The sequence below is a fragment of the Acidovorax sp. genome (assembly GCF_034519795.1).
GTDB lineage: Bacteria > Pseudomonadota > Gammaproteobacteria > Burkholderiales > Burkholderiaceae_C > Acidovorax.
The window spans coordinates 16,291-39,177 of the sequence record NZ_JAXHOB010000014.1; the positions used below are offsets into that span (position 1 = coordinate 16,291).

At 68.0% G+C, this 22,887-nt stretch carries 21 protein-coding genes; 17 read left to right on the forward strand and 4 right to left on the reverse strand.

What is annotated here, in order from left to right:
* Positions 1-89 precede the first annotated feature (89 nt).
* The 3 genes from U5N23_RS16720 (at position 90) to U5N23_RS16730 (ending at position 3,121) form a co-directional block, all read left to right on the forward strand.
* Complete coding sequence (locus U5N23_RS16720) at positions 90-1,031, forward strand: triacylglycerol lipase (RefSeq protein ID WP_322593913.1); 942 nt, start codon at positions 90-92, stop codon at positions 1,029-1,031.
* 19 nt (positions 1,032-1,050) lie between these two features.
* Entirely contained in the window at positions 1,051-2,046 is a 996-nt protein-coding gene (locus U5N23_RS16725; RefSeq protein ID WP_322593914.1) for a lipase secretion chaperone, read from the forward strand.
* A 106-nt stretch (positions 2,047-2,152) separates the two neighbouring features.
* Positions 2,153-3,121 (forward strand): tripartite tricarboxylate transporter substrate binding protein, encoded by a 969-nt coding sequence (locus tag U5N23_RS16730; protein ID WP_322593915.1) that lies wholly within the window; start codon positions 2,153-2,155, stop codon positions 3,119-3,121.
* Positions 3,122-3,132: 11 nt separating this feature from the next.
* Here U5N23_RS16730 and U5N23_RS16735 read toward each other — a convergent pair whose 3' ends face one another.
* A complete protein-coding gene (locus U5N23_RS16735) occupies positions 3,133-4,029 on the reverse strand; it encodes a permease (protein ID WP_322593916.1) in 897 nt (298 codons plus the stop codon).
* A 100-nt stretch (positions 4,030-4,129) separates the two neighbouring features.
* On the opposite strand from U5N23_RS16735, the gene U5N23_RS16740 reads away from it, so the two are divergent.
* The 11 genes from U5N23_RS16740 (at position 4,130) to U5N23_RS16790 (ending at position 17,318) form a co-directional block, all read left to right on the forward strand.
* A complete protein-coding gene (locus U5N23_RS16740) occupies positions 4,130-4,870 on the forward strand; it encodes an FFLEELY motif protein (RefSeq protein WP_305745030.1) in 741 nt (246 codons plus the stop codon).
* A gap of 64 nt (positions 4,871-4,934) precedes the next feature.
* The gene (locus tag U5N23_RS16745) at positions 4,935-6,623 is read left to right on the forward strand and encodes an AMP-binding protein (protein WP_322593917.1); all 1,689 of its coding nucleotides are present in this window, start codon (positions 4,935-4,937) and stop codon (positions 6,621-6,623) included.
* Positions 6,624-6,906: 283 nt separating this feature from the next.
* The gene (locus U5N23_RS16750) at positions 6,907-7,860 is read left to right on the forward strand and encodes a sugar ABC transporter substrate-binding protein (RefSeq protein WP_322593918.1); all 954 of its coding nucleotides are present in this window, start codon (positions 6,907-6,909) and stop codon (positions 7,858-7,860) included.
* A gap of 25 nt (positions 7,861-7,885) precedes the next feature.
* On the forward strand, positions 7,886-9,484 hold the full coding sequence (locus U5N23_RS16755) for a sugar ABC transporter ATP-binding protein (RefSeq protein WP_322593919.1): 1,599 nt from the start codon (positions 7,886-7,888) through the stop codon (positions 9,482-9,484).
* Positions 9,481-10,470, forward strand: a complete 990-nt coding sequence (locus U5N23_RS16760) for an ABC transporter permease (RefSeq protein WP_322593920.1) — start codon at positions 9,481-9,483, stop codon at positions 10,468-10,470. The genes U5N23_RS16755 and U5N23_RS16760 overlap by 4 nt, the downstream gene beginning before the upstream one ends.
* A 42-nt stretch (positions 10,471-10,512) precedes the next feature.
* Complete coding sequence (locus tag U5N23_RS16765; protein ID WP_322593921.1) at positions 10,513-11,526, forward strand: LacI family DNA-binding transcriptional regulator; 1,014 nt, start codon at positions 10,513-10,515, stop codon at positions 11,524-11,526.
* A complete protein-coding gene (rbsK, locus tag U5N23_RS16770; protein ID WP_322593922.1) occupies positions 11,523-12,476 on the forward strand; it encodes a ribokinase in 954 nt (317 codons plus the stop codon). The genes U5N23_RS16765 and rbsK overlap by 4 nt, the downstream gene beginning before the upstream one ends.
* Positions 12,473-12,862 (forward strand): D-ribose pyranase, encoded by a 390-nt coding sequence (gene rbsD, locus U5N23_RS16775; protein ID WP_322593923.1) that lies wholly within the window; start codon positions 12,473-12,475, stop codon positions 12,860-12,862. The genes rbsK and rbsD overlap by 4 nt, the downstream gene beginning before the upstream one ends.
* A gap of 124 nt (positions 12,863-12,986) precedes the next feature.
* Positions 12,987-13,922 carry an MBL fold metallo-hydrolase gene (locus tag U5N23_RS16780; RefSeq protein WP_322593924.1) on the forward strand — a complete coding sequence of 312 codons (936 nt, stop codon included), beginning with the start codon at positions 12,987-12,989 and terminating at the stop codon, positions 13,920-13,922.
* Between the two features lie 279 nt (positions 13,923-14,201).
* The gene (locus tag U5N23_RS16785; protein ID WP_322593925.1) at positions 14,202-16,565 is read left to right on the forward strand and encodes a catecholate siderophore receptor Fiu; all 2,364 of its coding nucleotides are present in this window, start codon (positions 14,202-14,204) and stop codon (positions 16,563-16,565) included.
* A gap of 75 nt (positions 16,566-16,640) precedes the next feature.
* Positions 16,641-17,318, forward strand: coding sequence for a Fe2+-dependent dioxygenase (locus U5N23_RS16790; protein ID WP_322593926.1), 678 nt, complete (start codon positions 16,641-16,643; stop codon positions 17,316-17,318).
* 30 nt (positions 17,319-17,348) lie between these two features.
* Here the strand turns inward: U5N23_RS16790 and U5N23_RS16795 are convergent, their stop codons facing one another.
* Positions 17,349-19,331, reverse strand: a complete 1,983-nt coding sequence (locus tag U5N23_RS16795) for a lytic transglycosylase domain-containing protein (RefSeq protein WP_322593927.1) — start codon at positions 19,329-19,331, stop codon at positions 17,349-17,351.
* Positions 19,332-19,345: 14 nt separating this feature from the next.
* Here U5N23_RS16795 and U5N23_RS16800 point away from each other — a divergent pair, with 14 nt between their 5' ends.
* Positions 19,346-19,918, forward strand: coding sequence for a 5-formyltetrahydrofolate cyclo-ligase (locus U5N23_RS16800; protein ID WP_322593928.1), 573 nt, complete (start codon positions 19,346-19,348; stop codon positions 19,916-19,918).
* Positions 19,919-19,951: 33 nt separating this feature from the next.
* On the opposite strand, the gene U5N23_RS16805 is transcribed toward U5N23_RS16800, so the two are convergent.
* Positions 19,952-21,253 carry a J domain-containing protein gene (locus tag U5N23_RS16805; RefSeq protein WP_322593929.1) on the reverse strand — a complete coding sequence of 434 codons (1,302 nt, stop codon included), beginning with the start codon at positions 21,251-21,253 and terminating at the stop codon, positions 19,952-19,954.
* A 94-nt stretch (positions 21,254-21,347) separates the two neighbouring features.
* On the opposite strand from U5N23_RS16805, the gene U5N23_RS16810 reads away from it, so the two are divergent.
* Both U5N23_RS16810 and U5N23_RS16815 read left to right on the forward strand, forming a co-directional pair.
* Positions 21,348-22,043 (forward strand): glutathione S-transferase family protein, encoded by a 696-nt coding sequence (locus U5N23_RS16810; RefSeq protein WP_322593930.1) that lies wholly within the window; start codon positions 21,348-21,350, stop codon positions 22,041-22,043.
* Positions 22,044-22,047: 4 nt separating this feature from the next.
* Positions 22,048-22,356, forward strand: a complete 309-nt coding sequence (locus tag U5N23_RS16815; RefSeq protein ID WP_322593931.1) for an NIPSNAP family protein — start codon at positions 22,048-22,050, stop codon at positions 22,354-22,356.
* A 5-nt stretch (positions 22,357-22,361) separates the two neighbouring features.
* On the opposite strand, the gene U5N23_RS16820 is transcribed toward U5N23_RS16815, so the two are convergent.
* Positions 22,362-22,817, reverse strand: coding sequence for a hypothetical protein (locus U5N23_RS16820; protein ID WP_322593932.1), 456 nt, complete (start codon positions 22,815-22,817; stop codon positions 22,362-22,364).
* Positions 22,818-22,887: the final 70 nt, after the last annotated feature.

The window sequence follows — 22,887 nt, forward strand, 5'->3', positions numbered from 1 at the left end:
AGGCCTGCCGGCGAACAATGAATACCGCAAAAACGAACGGTCGTTCTTTTTTGTGAAAACCAAAAATATCCCTCAACGGAGACAAGCACATGACAGGTTTCTTTGGCCGCCTTCTGCGGCGACTGGCGCTCGCCGCCACGGCATCGACACTGCTCCTCGGGGCCGGTGCCCACGCACAGGCCGGGTACACGCAGACGCGCTACCCCATCGTGCTGGTGCACGGCCTCTTCGGCTTCGACTCGGCACTGGGCGTGGACTATTTCTACGGCATTCCCGACGCGCTGCGCCAGGGCGGCGCCAAGGTCTACGTGGCCCAGGTCTCGGCGGCCAACAGCACCGAGGTGCGCGGCGAGCAGTTGCTGGCCCAGGTGAAGAACATCCTGGCCATCACCGGCGCGGCCAAGGTGAACCTGGTGGGCCACTCGCATGGTGGCCCCACCGCCCGCTACGTGGCCGGCGTGGCCCCGGGCAAGATTGCCTCGGTGACCTCGGTCGGCGGCGTGAACCGCGGCTCGCGCGTGGCCGACATCCTGCGCGGCGTGGCGCCTGCGGGTTCGGTGTCCGAAACCGTCGCCAGCGGCGCGGCCTCGGCCCTGGTGGCACTGATCAATCTGACTTCGGGGGGCTCGGGCCTGCCGCAGATGCCCACGGCGGCGCTCGATTCACTGACCACGGCGGGCTCAGCCGCGTTCAACCGCCGCTTCCCGCAGGGTGTGCCCACCGCCGGCTGCGGCAATGGCGCCGAACTGGTCAACGGCGTGCGCTACTACTCCTGGACGGGCACCAAGACCCTGACCAACGTGCTGGACGCCAGCGATGCGCTGCTCGGCGTGCTGGGCCTGGTCTTCGGCGAAGCCAACGACGGCCTGGTCTCGGCCTGCTCTTCGCGCCTGGGCAAGCACCTGGGCGACTACCGCCAGAACCACCTCGATGAAGTGAACCAGCTCGTGGGCCTGCGCGACTGGTTCTCGACCGACCCGGTCACGCTGTACCGCCAGCAGGCCAACCGCCTCAAGGCGGCCGGCCTGTGATTTTGCGATGATGGCCGCCATGGACCGCCTCCCCCGCCCTGCCGTAACCGCAGCCATCGTGCTGGCGTTGCTGGTCGCAGCCGTGCTCGGGTGGCGGGCCTGGCGTGCCGACGCGGGCCAGGACACCGGCCCCGGTGCCAGCGCGGCAGCGCTTGCAGGAGGCGCGGCGCTACCCGCCCACGGCACGGCATCGGCCGCACTCACACCGGCATCCGCGGCGCTCGCCGCCGCTTCGTCAGCTGCGTCGGTGGCCGCAGGCGCTGACCCCTTGCTGGTGCCCGGCCTGCGCCACACGCTGGAGGCCCTGCTCCTGGAGGCCGGCGACGCCAGCGATCCCGAGGCGCTCAAGCAGCGCCTGGCACAGCTGGTGGGCCAGCATTTCCCGGCCGCACTGGCCACCCGCGCCCTGGCCCTGGCCGAGCGCTATGTGGACTACCGCGTGGCGCTGGGCGCCTTGTCGCCCCCACGCGACCCTGGCGATCCGCGCGCGCTGCGCGAGGCCTTGGAGGCACGCCAGAAGGTCCGGCAGCAGCATTTCCAGGAAGAAGAGTACGACGCCCTGTTCGCGCAGGAGGCCGAGCTCGACCGCTACACCCTGGCGCGCCTGGAGATCGCGCGCAACACCCAGCTCTCGCCGCAGCAGCGCGACAGCGCGCTGCGCGCCGCCGAGTCCGAACTCGCTCCCGAGCGCCGTGCCGAGCGCACTGCGGCCACGGCCCACATGGACGCCGCCGCGCAGACGGCCGCCTTCAATGCCCAGGGCGTGGGCGATTTCCAGCGCCACATGGCGCGCAGTGCGCAGTTCGGCGAACAGGCCGCCCATGCCCTGGCGCAGCTGGACCGCGAGGAGCAGCAGTGGCAGCGCCGGCTCGACGAACTCAGCCAGGCGCGCGCAGGACAGGGCGAGTCCGCAGCGCAAGCTCTGCGCCAGCAGCTGTTCACGCCAGAGGAACAGCAGCGCGTGGATGCCGCCCTGGCGTTGCGCGCCCTCCAGGCAGGAGTTCCGGTTCGCTGAAGCGGCACACCTCCCATACAGGCGGTTTGACCACTCGGTAAGTAACAAAGGGTAAACCCTGTACAGGTGCCTATACTGCGCATTCCCGGAAATCAAGAGGATCCCGATGTCGCTCCGTAGCACCTTGTTCAGTGTGGCCCTGGCCACGGCGGCCACCGCTGCCCTGGCCCAGACCCCTTCCGCCCCGATGACCATCGTGGTGCCCTACCCTGCGGGCGGCCCTCTGGACACCTCGGCCCGCATCATCGCGGAAGGCGCTGCCGCGCAACTGGGTGCCATCAAGGTAGAGAACAAACCCGGCGCCGGGGGCGGAACCGGTGCCGACCTGGTGGCCAAGTCGCCTGCCGGCAGCAACCAGCTGCTGATGGGCGCCGTGGCCACCCATGCCGTGAATCCCTGGCTGTACAAGAATTTTCCGTACAACCCGATCAAGGACTTCAAGCCCATCTCGCTCGTGGCCCGCACACCCAACGTGCTGGTCGTGAACGCCGAGCAGGCCACCAAGCTGGGCATCAAGACCACGCCCGACCTGGTGCAGTACCTCAAGAAGAACCCCGACCAGGCCAAGTACGGCTCGGGCGGCAACGGCAGCATCGGCCACATCTCGGCCGAGATGTTCAAGTCACTCACCAACACCAGGATGGGCCACACGCCCTTCCAGGGATCGAACCCGGCGCTGGCGGCGCTGCAGTCGGGCCAGGTGCTGCTGGTGTTCGACAACCTCGCCTCCGCCTTGCCGCACATCCGCTCGGGCAAGCTGCACGCCCTTGGCGTGACGACCCTGAGCCGCAGCGAGGCGCTGCCGCAGGTGCCCAGCATCAACGATGCCGTGCAGGGCTTCAACGTCTCGACCTGGTTCGGGCTGTTCGCACCGGCATCGCTGCCGCAGGCGGATGCGCAGCGCTACGCAGCGGCCTTCACGGCCGCCATGCAGTCGGCGGCCGGCAAGGAGAAGTTCAAGCAGATGGGCATCACCCCCGAGGAGCTCACGCTGGACGGATTCGCGCAGTTCGTGCGCTCGGAAAACAGCAAGTACGAGTTCCTGATCCGGGCGGCAAAGATCAAGATCGAATAGGGGCCGGGCCGCTAGTCCCTGGCGATTTCCGCCAGGCAGGCGGCCATCACCCCGGGGTGCAGTGCCAGCTGCACATGCGCCAGGCCGTCGACGAAGCGGTTGTCTGCCCCTGCCAGGGTCGCGGTGCTGGCCGGAAAGACGATGTTGTCACAGTTGGAGTACCAGCAGGTGAAGCGCTGGGCCCGCCCCTGCGGCTCCACGCTCAGAAGGGCCTTGACCCAATCGCCTGCCAGGCTCATCTGGCGGCCATTGACGGCGCGGCTGAAACGCCCGAGCCAAGTGCCGCCGTGCGGCGTGCCCAGGGTCAGGACGCGGTGCACGCGCGCATCGGCCGCATGCGCACGCAGCCAGGCACGCACGGCGAGCCCACCCATGCTGTGGCACAGCAGCACCGGCGCCATGCCGGTGGCAGCCGTCACGCGCAGCACGGCGTCTTCGATGATCGCGGCATACTCGTCGATGGAGCCCATCACCGGCTCCAGGTTCACCGCTACGTGGGCATGGCCCTGTGCCCGAAGCGGCGCATGCCAGGGCAGCCACAGCCCCCGGTTGCACATGAAACCATGCACCAGCACCACGCCGCGGCGGCCTGTAGGCTGCTCGGGCAGCCAGTCCCCCACCGCCTGGTGGCGAAACGGCTGGCGCCAGCAGAACACCACCAGAGACACCCATATCTCGGCCCACCAGGCGCCGACCACCTGGGACAGGCGCGCCCGTGGCGCGGCGTCGTGCCGGTTGAGCCGGTGCATGAGCACGAACTCGATGGCCATCACGGTCCAGAACAAGGCCAGGGGCAGCAGCGCACCGGCCAGCGCCCACGCCGGGGATTGCGGCCACTGCCAGGCCAGCCAGGCGGCTTCAGCCAGTGCAAGAATCAGGAGGAGGATTTTCTGCCCGTGCGCAATCATGATGTGAGTGGAGTTGTTTCCCGTCAACGACGCTGTGCAAGACCATTTTGAACAGGTTCTAATGGCATCGCTGCATTGTGCGGCCTCAGGAGAAGGACCTATGGACGCGGCCCAGACCATCCGCGACAGCATTGCCGATGTCAACGCGCTGCGCCTGCACCGTACGGGGGATGCCCCCCTGGGGGCGGTGGTGGCCACCGTCAAGACACTGCAGGCGCGCCGCTTTGCGGGCACCTATGCCGACCTGATGGCATCGCCCGCCTTCGGCCCCGCAGCGCGCTTCTTTCTGGAGGAGCTCTACAGCGACAAGGACTACACGGCCCGCGACCAGCAATTCGCCCGCATCGCGGGGACGCTGCAGACCATGTTTCCGCGCCCCGTGGTGGACACCGCCGTGGCGCTGGCCGTGCTGCATGCCCAGACCGAGAACCTGGACCAGGACATGGGCCGCGCCTGGCTGCAGGCCGATGCGGCAGCGCCCGAAGCCCCCCGCTACGCCGCCGCATGGCGCGCTGTAGGCCAGCGCACCGGGCGCCAGCAACAATTGGCGCGGGTGCTGGCCATGGGACGCGACCTGGCGCGCCTGACCCGCACACCCGGCCTGCGCACCATGCTGCGCATGATGCGCGGGCCCGCCACGGCAGCCGGCATGGGCGCCTTGCAGCAGTTCCTGGAAGCCGGGTTCGACACCTTCGGCCAGTTGGCACGCCAGCGCGGCGCGGTCGAGCAGTTCCTGGCCACCATCGAGCAGCGCGAGCAGGCACTGATGCACCTGCTGTTCGACGGCGATGCTGTCACCTCGGGGACCGAACTGGCCCGCACCCTAGGACAAGCCCGGTAGCTGATTGCCCCCCCGCGCTTTGACAATCTGTGCCCAACACTTACTGGCGAGCAAGGAAAAGCGCATGGAAAAGATCTGGCTCAAGAGCTACCCACCGGGCGTCCCGCATGACGTGAAGCCCGAGCAATACCGCTCTGTGGCCCATATGCTGGAGGAATCCTTCCGCAAGAACGCATCGAGCCCCTTCTCGGTCTGCATGGACCAGTGGATGTCGTATGGCGAGCTCGATCGCCTGTCCGGCGCCATGGGCGCCTACCTGCAGGGCCTGGGGCTTGAGCCCGGGGCCCGTGTGGCCATCATGCTGCCCAACGTGCCCCAGTTCGGCGTGACCATGGCCGCCGTGCTGCGCGCCGGCTACACCTGCGTGAACGTGAACCCGCTGTACACCGCGCGCGAGCTGCAGCACCAGCTCAAGGATTCGGGCGCCACGGCCATCGTCATCCTGGAAAATTTCGCCCACACGCTGGCCGAGGTGGTCGACAACACCGCCGTGCAGCACGTGGTGATGGCGTCCATGGGCGACCTGCTGGGCAGCGTGTACGGCGCGTGGATCACCTTTGCCGTGCGCCACCTGGCGAAGATGGTGCCGGCCTACGACCTGCCGCTGACCAACGGCCGCAAGGTGGTCCCGTTCAAGAAGGCGCTCGCCCTGGGCGAGCGCCGCACGCTGGCGCCCAGCCAGGCCACGCTCGACTCCATCGCCTTCCTGCAGTACACGGGCGGCACCACCGGCCTGTCCAAGGGCGCAGTGCTCACCCACCGCTGCATCGTGGCCGCCACGCTGCAGGCCGAGGCCTGGTTCACCCCGGCCCTGTCCAAGGTGGGCGACCTCAGCCGCGCCAACAGCATCGCCGCGCTGCCGCTGTACCACATCTTCGCGCTCACGCTGTGCCTGCTGGCCATCCGCCAGGGCTCCAGCCTCACACTGATCCCGAACCCGCGCGACATCCCCAAGTTCGTGGCCGAACTCAAGAAGCGCCCCTTCCACATGCTGCCCGCCGTGAACACCCTGTTCAACGCCCTGCTGCAGAACCCGCAGTTCCGCGCGCTCGATTTCTCGCACCTGTGCGTGTCGCAGGCCGGGGGCATGGCCGCATCGGAAGGCACGGCCAAGCAGTGGCAAAAGCTCACGGGCAGCACCATGATCGAGGGCTGGGGCATGAGCGAGACCTGCGCCATCGGCACCAACAACCCGGTGACCAACACGGAGTTCAGCGGCAGCATCGGCCTGCCGCTGCCGGGCATCGACATCGCCATCAAGGACGACGCGGGCAACAGCGTGGCCCAGGGCGAATCAGGCGAGATCTGCATTCGCGGCCCGAACGTGATGACCGGCTACTACAACCAGCCAGAAGAGAACGCCAAGGCCTTCACGGCCGACGGCTTCATGCGCACGGGAGACATCGGCATCATGGACGAGCGCGGCTACACGCGCATCATCGACCGCAAGAAGGACATGATCCTGGTCAGCGGCTTCAACGTCTTCCCCAATGAACTCGAGCAGGTCGTCTCGCTGTGCCCCGGCGTGGTGGAGTGCGCGGCCATCGGCATCCCCGACGAGAAGCAGGGCGAGGCGATCAAGGTCTTCGTGATCAAGAGCGACCCGGCCCTGAGCGAAGAGGACGTGGCCCGCTTCTGCCAGGAAAACCTGACCGGCTACAAGCGCCCCAAGTACATCGAGTTCCGCGACGAGCTGCCCAAGAGCAATGTGGGCAAGATCCTGCGGCGCGAGCTGCGCGCCCCCACGGCATAGCGCCCGGCCCCGCACGGGGCTGCACCACTTCCCAGGGCGCTCCGGCGCCCTTTTTTCTGCACGTTCGCTATGCCCTTCGGGTGTTCCCGGGCCCCCAAAGCTGCGCCGTGCGCACCGCCCCATTCAGGGTAATCCCCGATTAGCAAACGTTTGCGCAAACGATTGCTAACGCTATGATCGCCGGGCGACACCGCACTGGTCAGGCACGCCGCCGGGGCTTTCGCGCCATTTCGCGCGGCTTTTCGGTGGCCGTGCCTTGCCTACCATTCCAACAGGAGACACCATGCAGTTCACCCGCCGTTCCGTTCAGACCGCCGCCGCCATTGCCGTGCTCGGCGGCATGCTTGCCAGCCCTGTCTGGGCGCAGGACAAGCCCAAGATCGCCCTGGTCATGAAGTCGCTGGCCAACGAGTTCTTCCGCACCATGGAAGACGGCGCCAAGGCGCACCAGAAGGCCCATGCCAGCGAGTACACGCTGGTGGCCAACGGCATCAAGAACGAGACCGACACGGCGGCCCAGATCAAGATGATCGAGCAGGCCATGGCGCAGAAGGTCAGCGCCATCGTGCTCGCCCCGGCCGACTCCAAGGCGCTGGTGCCGGTGGTCAAGGCCGCCGTGGACAAGGGCATCATCGTGGTCAACATCGACAACCGGCTGGACGGCGATGCCTTGAAGGAAAAGAACCTGACCGTGCCCTTCGTCGGCCCGGACAACCGCGCCGGCGCCAAGCTGGTGGGCGAGCACCTGGCCAAATCGCTCAAGTCGGGTGACAAGGTGGGCATCATCGAAGGCGTGTCGACCACCTTCAATGCGCAGCAGCGCACCCTGGGCTACAAGGATGCGATGCAGGCCGCCGGCATCACCGTGGTGGGCGTGCAGTCGGGCCAGTGGGAGATCGAGAAGGGCAACACCGTGGCTGCCGGCATGCTGCGCGAGCACCCCGACCTCAAGGCCCTTTTGGCCGGCAACGACAGCATGGCGCTGGGCGTGGTCGCCGCCGTCAAGGCCGCGGGCAAGACCGGCAAGGTGCAGGTGGTGGGCTATGACAACATCGGCGCCATCAAGCCCATGCTGGCCGATGGCCGCGTGCTGGCCACCGCCGACCAGTACGCCGCCAAGCAGGCCGTGTTCGGCATCGAGCTGGCGCAAAAGGCGATTGCCGCCAAGACGCCCCAGGCCCAGTTGCCCGCCGAGGTGAAGACCGACGTGGTGCTGGTCACCAAGGGCAGCAAGTAAACGGCCCATCCCAGCCGCTGACGATATGAACAGACCTGTCTCCCAAGCCCCTGCCGCGCCGCTGCTGTGCATCGACGCAGTGGGCAAGGACTACACCGCCACCGTGCTCGACGGCATCACGCTGGCGCTCAACGCGGGCGAGGTGCTGGCGCTCACGGGGGAGAACGGTGCGGGCAAGAGCACCCTGTCCAAGATCGTCTGCGGGCTGGAGTCGGCCACGCGCGGCGGCATGCGCCTGGCCGGCGAGACCTACGCGCCCACCTCGCGCCGCGAGGCCGAGCGCCAGGGCGTGCGCATGGTGATGCAGGAACTGGGCCTGGTGCCCACGCTCACCGTGGCCGAGAACCTGCTCATGGGCCGCCTGCCGCACCGCGCGGGCTGGCTGCGGCGCGATGCGCTGCACACCGCTGCGCGCGCGCAACTGGCGAAGATCGGCCTGGACAGCATCGACCCTGCCACGCCCGTGTCGCAGCTGGGCATAGGCCAGCAGCAGATGGTGGAGATTGCGCGCAACCTACAGGACGACACGCGCATCCTGGTGCTCGACGAGCCCACGGCCATGCTCACCCCGCGCGAGACGACCTACCTGTTCGACCAGATCGCCCGCCTCACGGCACGCGGTGTGGCCATCGTCTACGTGTCGCACCGGCTCGAAGAGCTGCGCCGCATTGCCGACCGGGTGGCTGTGCTGCGCGACGGCCGCCTGGTGGACGCGCGCCCCATGGCCGGCATGAGCGAGGACGACCTGGTGCAGCGCATGGTGGGCCGCTCCGTGAGCGACCTGGAGCACCGCCCGCGCCGCACGGCGGGGCCCGTGGTGCTGAGCGTCCAGGCCATCGGCCGGGGCGCGGCGGTGCAGGACGTGAGCCTGGAGCTGCGCGCTGGCGAGGTGTTCGGCATTGCGGGCCTGGTGGGCTCGGGCCGCACCGAGCTCGTGCGGCTGCTGTTCGGCGCGGACCGCGCCGACCGGGGCAGCGTCACCCTGCACCCTGATCCCGACACTGCGGCAAGCGCCGCGCCGCGCCTACTGCCGCGCGGCTTTGCCTCACCGATGCAGGCCATCGCGGCCGGCGTGGGCCTGGTCACCGAGGACCGCAAGTCCCAGGGCCTGCTGCTGGGCCAGTCCATCCGCATCAATGCCACGCTGTCCGATCTGTCCGCCATCTCGCGCGCGGGCTGGCTGCAGCGCGCCAGGGAAAACCGCCTGGTGCAGGGCTTCGTCCAGACACTGGGCATCCGCTGCCGCAGCCCGGAGCAGCCCGTGGGCACGCTGTCGGGCGGCAACCAGCAGAAGGTGGTGTTCGCGCGCTGGCTGCACCGCGAAGGCCGCGTGCTGCTGCTCGACGAACCCACGCGCGGCGTGGACGTGGGCGCGCGCGCCGAACTCTATGGCGAACTCGACCGCATGGCCGCCAGCGGGCGCGCCCTGCTCATGGTCTCGTCCGACCTGCGCGAGCTGATGGCCATGGCCGACCGCATCGGCGTGATGAGCGCGGGCCGCCTGGTGGCCGTGTTCGAGCGCGGGCAGTGGTCCGAGCAATCGCTGCTGGCCGCTGCATTCTCCGAGCCGGGCGGCCGCGAAGCCCCTGGCCATTCTTCCTCTTCCACCCCCGCCACCGCATGAACGCCCACGCATCCCCTGCTGCTGCTCCAGCGCCCCGCCCCACGCCCGCCTGGCGCAGCCAGTTGGGCACCTACCTCGGGCTGCTGGCCGTGCTGGCGGGCATGGTGGCGCTGTTCTCCAGCCTCTCCGACTACTTCTGGAGCGTGGAGACCTTCGTCACCATTGCCAACGAGATCCCGGCGCTGGCCGTGATGGCCGTGGGCATGACCTTCGTGCTGATCATCGCGGGCATCGACCTCTCGGTGGGCTCGGTGATGGCGCTGGCCGCCGCCACCTCGGCCGCCGCCATCGTGCAGTGGAAATGGAGCGTGCCCGCCGCCGCGCTGCTGGCGCTGGCCACGGGTCTCATCTGCGGCACCGTCACCGGGGCCGTGTCGGTGGCCTGGCGCCTGCCGTCCTTCATCGTCTCGCTGGGCATGCTCGAGGCCGTGCGCGGCGGGGCCTACGTGGTCACGGATTCGCGCACGCAGTACGTGGGCGATGCGATCTCATGGCTGTCCGCACCGATGCTCGGTGGCATCTCGGTGGCCTTTCTGATCGCGCTGGCACTGGTGGTGGTGGCGCAGCTGGTGCTCACGCGCACGGTGTTCGGTCGCTGTGTGGTGGGCATCGGCACCAATGAAGAGGCCATGCGCCTGGCCGGGGTGGACCCACGGCCGATCCGCATCATCGTGTTTGCCGTGACCGGCCTGCTCGCGGGCCTGGCCGGGCTGATGCAGTCGGCACGGCTCGAAGCGGCCGACCCCAATGCCGGTACCGGCATGGAGCTGCAGGTGATCGCCGCCGTGGTGATCGGCGGCACCAGCCTCATGGGCGGGCGCGGCTCGGTGGTAAACACCGCCTTCGGCGTGCTGATCATCGCGGTGCTGGAGGCCGGCCTGGCCCAGGTGGGCGCGAGCGAGCCGAGCAAGCGCATCATCACGGGGGTGGTGATCGTCGCGGCGGTCATCGTAGACACCTTGCGCCAGCGGCGCGCGGCGGCCTGAATCATCCATTCCCCTCACGAATTACCTGCTTCAACATTCTCCATGGCTACTATCAAGGACGTTGCGCGGCATGCCGACGTATCGGTCACCACCGTGTCCCACGTGGTCAACGGCACGCGCCACGTGAGCCCGGAGGGGCGCGAGCGCGTCGAAAAAGCCATCCGTGCCCTGGGCTACGTGCCCAGCGCCATCGCGCGCAGCCTCAAGAGCAACAACACGCGCACGCTGGGCATGCTGATCCCCAACAGCTCCAACCCCTACTTCGCCGAGATCGTGCATGCGGTCGAAGACCGGTGCTTCGGCGCGGGCTACAACCTCATCCTGTGCAACACCAATGACGAGGCGCACCGCCAGGGCAGCTACCTGCAAGTGCTGGCCGAGCGGCGCATCGACGGGCTGATCGTCGTCTCCACCGGGCACGACGCCACCCTGCCCACGCAGCTGGCGGGCCTGTCCATCCCCACGGTGCTGGTGGACCGCGAAATCGAGCTGGCCGAGCAGCAGCCCTGCGACCTGGTGGAAACCGCCCACATGCAGGGCGGCCTGCTGGCCACGCGCCACCTGCTGTCGCTGGGCCACCGGCGCATCGCCTGCATCGGCGGGCCCGAGGGCATTGCGCCGAGCGAGCAGCGCATCGCCGGCTGGCGTGCCGCACTGGCCGATGCCGGCTGCGGCACCGGCGAAGGCCTGCTGTGGCACGGCAACTTCACCAGCCAAGGCGGCTACGAGGCCATGCATGCCGTGCTGCGCGCACAGCAACCGCCCACCGCCGTGTTCGTCTGCAACGACCTCATGGCCATGGGTGCGCTGTGCGCAGCGCATGAGCGCGAACTGCGCGTGCCCGAAGCCCTGTCCATCGTGGGCTTCGATGACATCGAACTCGCCGCGTTCACCAGCCCGCCGCTGACCACCGTGGCCCAGCCCAAGCAGCGCATCGGTGCGCTGGCAGTGGACATGCTGCTCGAACGCATCGACGGCAAGCGCCAGGATGCGCGCAAGGTCATGCTGCAGCCGGAGCTGCGCGTGCGGGCCTCCACGGCACAGGTCCAGCCATGACGGGCGCAGCGGAGCACAGCGCGCCCACCATCGCCGTGGTGGGCAGCCTCAACATGGACCTGGTGCTGCAGGTGGACCAGGCCCCCGGCCCCGGCGAAACGGTGCTGGCGCAGGCGCTGCACCTGGTGCCTGGCGGCAAGGGCGGCAACCAGGCCGTGGCCTGCGCACGCCAGGGTGCCCGGGTGCACCTGTTCGGCCGAGTGGGCGGCGATGCCTACGGGCACACGCTGCGCACCCGCCTGGCACAGGACGGCATCGACCACAGCGGCGTGCAGACCGACCCCACCGAGACCACAGGAGTGGCCGCCATCACCGTGGAAGCCACGGGGCAGAACCGCATCGTCGTGGTACCCGGCGCCAATGGCCGCTTCGAACTCGACACGCAGGCCCTCGGCGCCGTGCTGGCCCATGCCCACAGCCTGGTTCTGCAGTTCGAGACCCCCCTGCCCCAGGTGCTGGCCGCCGCGCAACAGGCGTTTGCCGCCGGCTGCCAGGTGCTGCTCAACCCCTCGCCCATCCAGCGCCTGCCCGAGGCCCTGTGGCCGCTGGTACACACGCTGGTCGTCAACGAGGTGGAGGCAACCGCACTGGCGGGCACGGCCGTCGAAACCGTGGCCGACGCCGCCATGGCCGCACAGACGCTGCGCGGCCTGGGGCCGGCGCAGGTGGTGGTCACGCTCGGCGCCGCCGGCGCCGTGGCCGCCGACACCCTGGGCAGCACGCACCACCCCGGAATGGCCGTGAAGGCCGTGGACACCACCGCCGCAGGCGACACCTTCCTTGGCGCACTGGCCGTGGCCCTGGCGCGGGGCGAGCCGCTGAATGCCGCTGTGCGCGAAGGCATCCGCGCTGCCGCACTGTGCGTCACGCAGGCGGGGGCCCAGCCCTCCATCCCCACCCGGGCCGCCGTGGCGGCCAGCCCGCAAGCACCCAACTGGATCCCGCTGTGAAACGCACGACCTTGCTGCACGCAGAACTTTCCCACGCCATCGCCTGCCTGGGCCATGGCGACATGCTGGTGATCGGCGACGTGGGCCTGCCCATTCCTCCCGGTCTCCGGCGCATCGACCTGGCGCTGACGCCGGGGATCCCGGCGGTGGCCGACGTGCTGGCCGCCGTGCTGGCGGAGATGCAGGTCGAGCGCGCCGTGATCGCGACCGAGGCCGTGGACCGCGCCCAGGGCGCCCTGCCCGCTTGGTGCCGCCTGCCCGTGGCGCCCGAAGCGGTGCCGCACGAAGAGTTCAAGCGCCTGTGCCGCGAAGCCCGCGTGATGGTGCGCACGGGGGAGTGCACGCCCTATGCCAATGTAATCCTGTGCGCCGGTGTGACGTTCTGAAGCAACCTGGGCACGAACGCGCGGGTTTTGGATAACCCGGCAGGCGCGTGGGCTGCGTTAGGCTGGCAGATCGCCGCAGCGGCGCACCTGCTGCGCCACGCCATTCGCCAGCCCGCCGCCACCGATGCCCACGCCCGACGCAGCCACGCCCTTCCTGCCCCCTGAAATCGCCGTCCTGGAGCGCGGCTGGCTGTCGGCCAACAACATCCTGTTCATCGGCCACTATGACACGGCCGTGGTGGACACCGGCTATTGCAGCCATGCAGAGCAGACCGTGGCGCTGGTGCAGGCGGCCCTGGGCGGCAGGCCGCTGGACCGGGTGCTCAACACCCATCTGCACAGCGACCACTGCGGCGGCAACGCCGCGCTGCAGAAGACCTGGCCGCGCGTGCTCACCTCCATACCGCCCGGGCAGGCCCGGCACGTGCGCCAATGGGACGCCTATGCCCTGAGCTACACGCCCACTGGCCAGCAGTGCCCGCCGTTTCGCGCCGACTGCCTGCTCGACCCCGGCTCCTGCGTGCTGCTGGGCGACCGCACCTGGCAGGTGCATGCCGCGCCAGGGCACGACACCCATTCCATCGTGCTGTTCGAGCCGCGCGATGCGATCCTGATCTCGGCCGACGCGCTGTGGGAGAACGGCTTCGGTGTGGTCTTCCCCGAACTCGAAGGCGAGGATGCCTTCGCCCAGGTGGCCGGCACGCTGGACCTGATCGAGCGCCTGGCGCCGCGCACGGTGATCCCGGGCCACGGCCCAGTGTTCGCTGACGCTCCGCGCGCCATCGAGGGCGCACGCCGCCGACTGGACGGCTTCGTGCGCAACCCGCGCAAGCATGCGCTGTACGCCGCCAAGGTGCTGCTCAAGTACAAGCTGCTCGAATGGCAGCAGATCAGCCTCGCAGATCTCACGGTCTGGACGCAGGCCACGCCTTACTTCGGCATGCTGCACGAACGCCACTTCGCCGACCAGGACGAGGGCGCCTGGTTGCAGGGCCTGATGGACGAACTGGTGCGCTCGGGCGCTGCCGTGCGCCGGGGCGAATTGCTGCACAACGCCTGAGGGTACCCCAAGGCTGCGGCAGCACCTCCCAGGCGGCTGGCTGCCGCAGGCATGTTGCCGCACTGCCACATCGCGGCCTTTTTCAGGGCGAATTCTGCTGTGCTGCAGAGAGATGTAACCGCCATTAAATGATAGTAGTTATCATTCAACATTCTTTGCGGGCTGGCGCCGCCAGCCGCAAGACCCCAGCCAGCCAACGACAGGACCCCCGCGCCATGGCGTGCCGTGTTGTCCCTGTAGCCAGCCAAGTTCCGTTCATTCATTCACACGGATCCTTCCATGGCGCACAACACCACATACATCAAGAGCCGCAAACACCCCGTCGCGGGCGCGCGCATCACGCCCGTCGGCATGGCGGCCGCCGCTGCCCTCGTGGCACTGGGCATGCCGGTACAGGCACAGACCGCCTCCAGCGGCACCCTGCCGGAGGTCAAGGTCGAATCGGCAGGCGATGCGGGTTACAAAGCCGGCACGGTCTCCTCGCCCAAGTTCACCCAGCCGCTGCTGGACACCCCCCAGACCATCTCGGTCGTCAAGGAGCAGGTGCTGCGCGAGCAGGCCGCCTCGACCCTGACCGAAGCCCTGCGCAACACCCCCGGCGCCAGCACCTTCTTCCTCGGTGAGAACGGCAACACCAGCACAGGTGATGCGATCTACATGCGCGGTTTCGACAGCTCCAGCAGCATCTTCGTCGACGGCGTGCGCGACCTGGGCGCCGTCTCGCGCGACGTGTTCAACATCCAGCAGGTCGAAGTGGTCAAGGGCCCGGCCGGTACCGACAATGGCCGCACCGCCCCCACCGGCGCCATCAACCTCGTGAGCAAGCAGCCCACGCTGGAAAACAGCTTCGCCGCATCGCTGGGCGCCGGCACCGCCTCGTACAAACGCGGCACGGTGGATTGGAACAAGGCCCTGGAGGCCTACCCGGGTGCCGCCTTCCGCCTGAATGTGATGACCGAAGACTCCGGCGTCGCCGGGCGTGACCTGGTCAAGAACAAGCGCTGGGGCATTGCGCCCTCGCTGGCACTGGGCCTGAACTCGCCCACCCGCGTGTTCCTGAACTACCTGCACGTCACGCAGGACAACATGCCCGATGGCGGCGTGCCCACCATCGGCCTGCCCGGCTACACCTCGCCCGACGCGCGGGCCCTGACCAACCGCCGCCCCTTCCTGAACAGCGCAGCACGCGTGGATTCGAGCAACTTCTACGGCACCACCTCAGACTTCGCGAACGTGGACATGGACATGGTCACGGCGCGCATCGAGCATGACTTTGCCTCCGGCACGAAGCTGCGCAACACCACGCGCTTTGGCCGCACGCACAACGACTACCGCCTCACGGCCTTCATGGGCGGCGGTTTCCCTGCCACCGGCGCCCTCACGGCCGCCTCGGCCCTGCTGGCCACGCCCAACCCGAACGATCCCGCCACCTGGACAGTGACGCGCAACCTGCCGACCAACGTCAACCAGGTCAACAAGATCGCCGTCAACCAGACCAGCCTGACCACCACGGTGAGCACGGGCTCGGTGCAGCACGACCTCGCCGCGGGCCTGGAACTGTCGCGTGAAGAGCAGACCAACCTGGGCTACTACGGCCAGGGCTTCGCCAGCGTGAGCACCACGTACGCACCGGCCGGTTCGCTGCCCGCGGCCAACCTGTACAACCCCAACCCCAACGTGACGGGCTTCAACCGCATCGCCAACGGCGCCTGGTCCAAGGGCGTGACCAACACCGTGGCGGCCTACCTGTTCGACACCGCCAAGCTGTCGCCACAGTGGCAGATCACGGGCGGCGTTCGCGTGGACCGCTTCAAGACCGACTTCGATGCCGTGACGCTCGGCGCGCTGCCCGCCGGCGCGCTCACGCCGTCGTCGATCAGCCTGTCCGACACGCTCATCGGTGCCAAGGTCGGCGTGGTCTACAAGCCTGCAAGCAATGGCAGCGTGTATGCGCTGTACGCCACCTCGGCCCAGCCGCCAGGCGGCGCCAACAACCAACTGAGCGCCGCCGCCAACAATGCGGCCAACCCCAAGTTCGACCCGCAGAAGGCCAAGACCATCGAGATCGGCACCAAGTGGGACGTGCTGGGCGGTCGCCTCGCCCTGGCCGGTGCGCTGTACCGCACCGATGTCTCCAATGACATCGAAACGGACCCCACCAACGCCGCCAACTTCGTGCAGACCGGCAAGAAGCGCGTGCAGGGCCTGGAGCTGACTGCCATCGGCGCCATCACCAACGACTGGTCGCTGAGCGCGGGCTACACCACCATGGACACCAAGGTGCTCAGTGGCGTGCCCAAGACGGCCGACGGTAGCACGGCCCTGGCCTACACACCCAAGAGCGCCTTCACGCTGTGGAGCACCTACCGCCTGCCCTTCGGCGTGACGATCGGCGGCGGTGCACGCTACGCCGGCAAGCTGCTGCGCGGCACCGACGGTGCCGTGGGAACACCGGCCTACACCGAAGCCTACTGGGTCTTCGATGCCATGGCCTCCTACCGCATCAACAAGAACCTGGACGTCCAGCTCAACGTGTACAACCTGGCCGACAAGGACTACGTGGCCGCCATCAACAAGAGCGGCTACCGCTACACGCCGGGCATCCCCCGCTCGGCACGCCTGACGGCCAACTTCACGTTCTGACAGCCAGAAACGCTGCCTGCGATCTCAGGGCCCCGGCAACCCCGGGGCCTTTCCGTTCCTGAAAGGCTTATCGCGATGATGCTGCACATCCCCAACGTCCTCACACCCGAGCAGGTGCGCGCCATGCGCGCGGCCATCGACGCCGCCGACTGGGTGGACGGCCGGGCCACCGTGGGCGCGCAGGGCGCGCGGGTCAAGAACAACCGGCAGTTGCCCGAGACCTCGCCCGTGGCGCTGGAACAAGGCTGCATCGTGCAGCAGGCGCTGGCCGTGCACCCCCTGTACTTCGGCGCAGCGCTGCCGCTGCGCGCCGTGCCGCCGCTGTTCAACCGCTATGCATGCGGCGAGACCTACGGCCTGCATGTCGATGGCGCCATGCGCCCCCTGCCGCACGGGGCGGCGCTGCGCACCGACCTGTCGTGCACGCTGTTCCTGTGCGAGCCCGAGGACTACGAAGGGGGCGAGTTGGTGGTGGTGGACACCTATGGCGCGCACGAGGTCAAGCTGCCTGCGGGCGACCTGGTCCTCTACCCCTCCACCAGCCTGCACCGCGTGGAGCCGGTCACGCGCGGCGAGCGCGTATGCTCGTTCTTCTGGGTGCAGAGCATGGTCCGCGACGATGCCCGCCGCGCCATGCTGTTCGAAATGGACCAGACCATCCAGAAGCTGCGCGCCCGGCTGGGAGAGAGCGAAGAAACGGTGTCCCTCACCGGGCAGTACCACAACCTGCTGCGCATGTGGTCGGAGGTATGAAGTGCAACCGCCCCTTCGGGGCTGTTCCGGTCAGGGCAGGTCCTTGTTCACCCCAGGGGTCGCCGCATCGCGCGGCCCGATGGTGCCCAGCCGGCCCTTGAGCGACTGGGGCTGGCCGGTGAGCATGGCCGCGTAGTTGGTGGTATTGGCCAGCACCTTCTTCACGTAGTCACGGGTTTCGCCGAAGGGCACGTTCTCGGCCCAGATGGCGGCATCGAGCACCGGGCCGTTGCGCCAGCTGCGCGGGCGGCCGGGGCCGGCGTTGTAGGCCGCAGCGGCCATGGGCATGGAGCCCGCGAAATCGTCGAGCGCCAGCTTGAGGTAGGCCGTACCAATGGCGATGTTGGTGTCGCGGTCGTTGATCTGGTCGGCCGTGAAATTGGTCATGCCGATCTTCTTGGCCGTCCAGCGTGCGGTGGCGGGCATCACCTGCATCAGGCCCGAGGCACCCACATGCGAGCGCGCGTCCATGATGAAGCGGCTTTCCTGGCGGATCAGTCCGTACACATAGGCCGGGTCAAGGCCGATGCCGTTGGCGCGCTCGACCACGGCAGAGCGAAACGGCGTGGGAAAGCGCTGGCTGGTCTCGATCAGGCTGCGCGTGCGCTCGCTGGTGTTGATGCAGCGGTCCCAGACCTCGCGGGCGCAGGCGAAATCGGCGGCGGCCAGCAGCTCGCGGTCGGGCATGCCGCCGGGGATGTGCAGGTTGGTGGCGTAGTTCCACTCGCGCACGCCTTCGGAGCGCAGGCCCAGGAAGATGGCGTACAGCCCCCGGTTGAGCCCAGGGTTGGCGCGCGCCGCCGCTTTTTCCTCGGCCGTGAGCGGCGCAGGTGCTGGCGGCATGGTGATGCGCTGGCCCAGTTCCTCGGTGGCCAGTTGCTCGTAGAAGCCGCGCGTGCTGGCAATGCCTTCGAGCAGTTGGCGGGCTTCGGCGCGCTCGGCCTCGCTGGGTTTGCCGGCCAGCAGGGAGCGGGCCTTCCAGTACACCCAGGTGCTGTCCTGGCGGCCTTCCTCGCTCATGGCGTCGATGGCCTTGCGCACCACCTTCCACTGGCCGGCGCGCAGGGCGGCGCGCACCTTCCAGCCGAGCAAGTCGTCGTTGAGATCGGCATCGCGCGTGATGTTGGCGAAGAACCGGTTGGCGTCAGACGACAGCTTCTGGGCCAGTTGCTTGCCGATCACGCCCCAGATCCAATTGCGCTCCTCGGGCGAGAGGTGCACGCTCCATTTGTTGTCGAGCTGGGCGGCGGCATTGTCCGGGTCGCCCGAGGCCAGCTTGATGAGGGCCAGCGTCACCAGTTCCTGGCGCACCTGGCCCCGGGCCGTGGCGCGGCCCGTGAGGTATTTGGTGGGGGCGTCCATCAGCTCCTTGACCTGGGCCACGGCATCGGGCGCGACGATCTCCACGGCATTGCGGGCGACGCGGGGCCGGTTGGCGTCCACCGCGAAGCGCGCCTTGCGCCAGACATCCAGGGCACTGATTTTTTTGGTCGCGTAGAACTGGCTGGCTGCATGGGTGCAGCCGTCGTCGACATCGCGCAAGGCGTACCAGTTGCGCTTGATGTCCTCAGCGGCGCCAGGCTGGGGACTGCCTTTGATGTCATCGATCAGCAGGGCGTAGCAGCGCACCTCGCGGTCGTCGGACATGCGGTAGCTGGGGTGCTGCTCGGCGAACTGGGCCCAGTCGCGCCGCTGGCCCAACAGCAGCAGCCAGTCGTTGCGCAGGCGGTCCTCCTGGTAGCTGCCGGCATAGCGCTGCATGAAGGACTGGATTTCCGAGGGCGAGGCCTCGGCCAGGCGCAGCCTGAGCTCCCAGTAGGCGGCCCAGGGTTCCAGCACGTGGCCGCGCGCGGCGGGCAACAATTGCTCCAGTTTCTTGCGGTCGCCGCGCTTGAACGCCTGCTGCATCTCCAACAGGGTATCGTCGGCCTTGGTTTGCGCCTGGACCAGGGGCGCGGCGGTGGCCAGCACGGCGCTGACCAGCAGCGGTGTCAAAATCTGAAGCAATTGCATGGGGGAATTATCTGATGGACAAAGCAGCCCTGCGGCGCGCATTGATAGAAGAACGCCTGAACCTGCCCGATCGCCTACAACGGGCCGACCTGTTACAACAGGTGATGCGCATCTGGCTCGTGAACCGGCCCGACACGGTGATCGGCGCCTACTGGCCCATCAAGGGCGAATTCGACCCACTTCCCGCCCTGCACCGCTGGAAGGAAGACGGCGAGCTGCTCGACGAGCCGCAGTTGCGCCGCATCGGCCTGCCGGTGGTCAACAAGCAGCACAAGACCCTGACCTTCCACGCCTGGTACCCTGGCTGCCCCATGGAGGAGGATGCCTACGGCATCCCCAAGCCCAAGGACACCGAGGTCATCGTGCCCACCCTGCTGTTCGTGCCCTGCGTGGGCTATGCTCCGGGCGGCTACCGGCTGGGCTATGGCGGCGGCTTCTACGACCGCACCCTGGCCACGCTGCAGCCCAAGCCCTTCACGGTGGGCCTGGGCTTCACCAATGGCTACCTGGACGATTTCGAGCCGGAATCGTACGACCTGCCCCTGGATGCGATCCTGAATGACAACGGGGTGGTCTGGCCGGTGTGAAGGCGCCGCTGCGGGGGCAAAGCGCGAACCGGCTCAATAGAAGCGGCCGAACTGCATCAACAGGGCCTCTTCGCGCTCCTGCTGCCGGGCCAGGGCCGCTTGTTCGCGCAGCCAGCGTTTGAGTTCGGCGTCGTCGCGCACGCGTTCCACGTCCTGCTGCATGATGTCGACGGTTTCGGTCATTTCGTCCCGCAACCGTTGCAGACGCATGGCCAGTATGGGCGCTTTCATGCTGGCAGAGACCATCAGACCCAGCTCGTCGCTCAGTTGCATCTCCGCCACGGCCACCTCATGCTCCAGCACGGCCACCTGCTCCTTCAGCAGCAGCGACAAGGCCGCCAGCTTTTCGTCGGCCATGCGGGCAATGCTGGCTTCATCCACCTGCTGGGCCTGCAGTTGCAGGCGCAGCAGCGTGGTCAGGTCCCCGCGCTCGTACGCGGCGTTGGCCTGACCCATCAGTGCGCTCTTGCGCTCGCGTTCGGCAGGGTCGGTCTCACGATCGGGGTGCAAGGCGCTGGCCAGTTGCCGGTAAATGGCGCGCATCGCCGCCTTGGCATCCTGGGCGTGCTGATCGGCCTTGCGCTGCTTGGCCGTTGGCGGACGCCGGGCTTTGCGCGCCTGCTCGGCCTCGCGGTCGGCCTGTACCTGGCGCATCACGGCTTCCATCAGCTCCTGCGGCGAATCCACCTGATCGAGCCCCTCCAGGTCCAAGGGACGCCCCAGGAGCTCCTCCACCGTCTCCAGCACCTGCCGCTTGGCATCCTGGAGTTCCTGCGCATGTTGCGCCTTGACCTCCGGCGGGAAATACGCAGAGTGCAGCGCCGTCCACTGCGGCTCATCCATGCTCCCCTCCACCGCCAGCAACAACCCCTGCACCACGCCGCGCACCGATTTCTGTTGGGCCGCCGACAAGCCCTTGCGTTGCAGGCGCTCGTGCAGAAACAGCAGCATGGTCACCTGCGTCTGCGCAATGCTCCGCTCGATTTCCGACATCTGCGCCAGATGGGGCGCCCGCACGCTTGCCGCCAGTTGCTCCAGGTCCTGCATCTGGCGGCCCAGGTTGTCGACCCGCGCAAGCAACTTGTTGAAGCGCTGCTGCGCAGGGCTGAGCTTGCCCTGCGCAGCTTTCTGAACTTTCAGGCGTGCCACACCCTCCGCCGAACGCACGGGCTCGGCAGGGGGCAATTCACCAAACAGGTCGTAGTTGAGTTGGCTGTTCATCATGGATTCCAAACGACCGATCCGCCGAACGGATCGGGAAAATGGGGCGGACTGTCTGTGCAGCAGCACGACGGAACCCGTTGGGCAGCATCCGCGTTGATGCGCAGCGCGCATCAAAGAGGCCTCCATCGGTCATTGGCGCGAGCGACAGGTCCGCGTTAGCATGGAAAGTCTAGCCCAGCCCCGCTGCCACCCCAGGATTGCCATCATGCCAAAGCTCTATATCGGTAACAAGAATTACTCCTCATGGTCCATGCGCCCCTGGGTGCTGCTGCGCCAGGCCAGCATCGACTTTGAAGAAATCCGCGTGCGTTTCGACAGTTTCCAAGCCGATTCGGAGTTCAAGCGGGTCATCGGCCCCGTGAGCCCTACCGGCAAGGTACCTGTGCTGGTGGACGGCGATCTGGTGGTCTGGGACACCCTGGCCATTGCCGAGTACGTGGCCGAAACCCACCCTGCCAAGAAGCTCTGGCCCACGGATGCCAAGGCGCGCGCCCGCGCCCGCAGCGTGTGCGCCGAGATGCACAGCGGCTTCACCGCCCTGCGCGGCAACTGCCCGATGAACATCGAGGCCTACCTGGCCGCGACCGGCGCCCTGATCTGGCGCGACAAGGCCGGCGTGCGCGCCGACGTGCAGCGCCTGGTGGACATGTGGAGCGCCCTGCTGCAGGAGCATGGCGGCCCGCTGCTGTTTGGCGAATTCACCATTGCCGACGCCTACTTCGCCCCCGTGTGCATGCGCCTGCACAGCTACGCCCTGCCCCTGCCGCCGCAGATCGCCGCCTATGTGGAACGCGTGCGCGCCCTGCCCGGCGTGAAGGCCTGGATCGACGACGCCCTGGCCGAGAAGGATTTCCTCGATTTCGAGGAACCCTACCGCATGTGCCACCCCACCCAGGATTGAACCCATGGCCGTCACCATCTATCTGCGCTACGTGCTCAACACGGCCAAGCTCAAGGAATTCGAGCACTATGGCAAGCTGTGGATCCCGCTGGTCGAGAAATTCGGCGGCCAGCACCATGGCTACTTCATGCCCAGCGAGGGCGCCAACAACATCGCGCTGGCGCTGTTCACCTTCGACAGCCTGGCTGCGTACGAGGTCTACCGCCAGCGGTCCATGGAAGACGCCGAATGCCGGGCAGCTTTTCGCTATGCGGAAGAAACGGGCTGCATCGTGAGCTACGAGCGCAGCTTTTTCAGGCCCATGTTCTCCTGATCGGCCTATCGAAACTGTTTGCGCAAAAACGCCCGGTGGCGCGCAATGTGTGCCATCTGGGCCTCGGCGATGGTGCCACCGAGGTTCTCGCCATCGCCATTGAGCACCGCGTTGGCATGGCCCATCGCGCGGGCAACCACCTCCTCCTCGCTGACGCTCTGCTGTGCAGCGAGGTCCAGCGCCACGCGCTTCATGGCCCGCTGGGACAGCATCCACATGGCACCGAAGGAGTCCCAGGCGGCAGCGGCGTCCTTGAACTTCTCGCGGTCGGCGAGGATTTCGGTGAGCGGCTTGGCCAGGATTTCCTGCAACTCCTCCACCTGGGTCTGCAGGGCCTCGAACTGCGCCTCGCGCTGCAAGGCCTCTGCGGCCGCATTGGCTGCCGCGTCGGGCGGCGTGGGCACCGGCACGCTGCCGTCGGGATTGAGCTGGGCGATGGTGAGGGAGGAGGAGATGGACATGGTGCGGGCGCCGGGCGGGTGAGGGGCGCACTATACGGCGTGGCGCACCGTCTTCACAATGCCGGGCCCC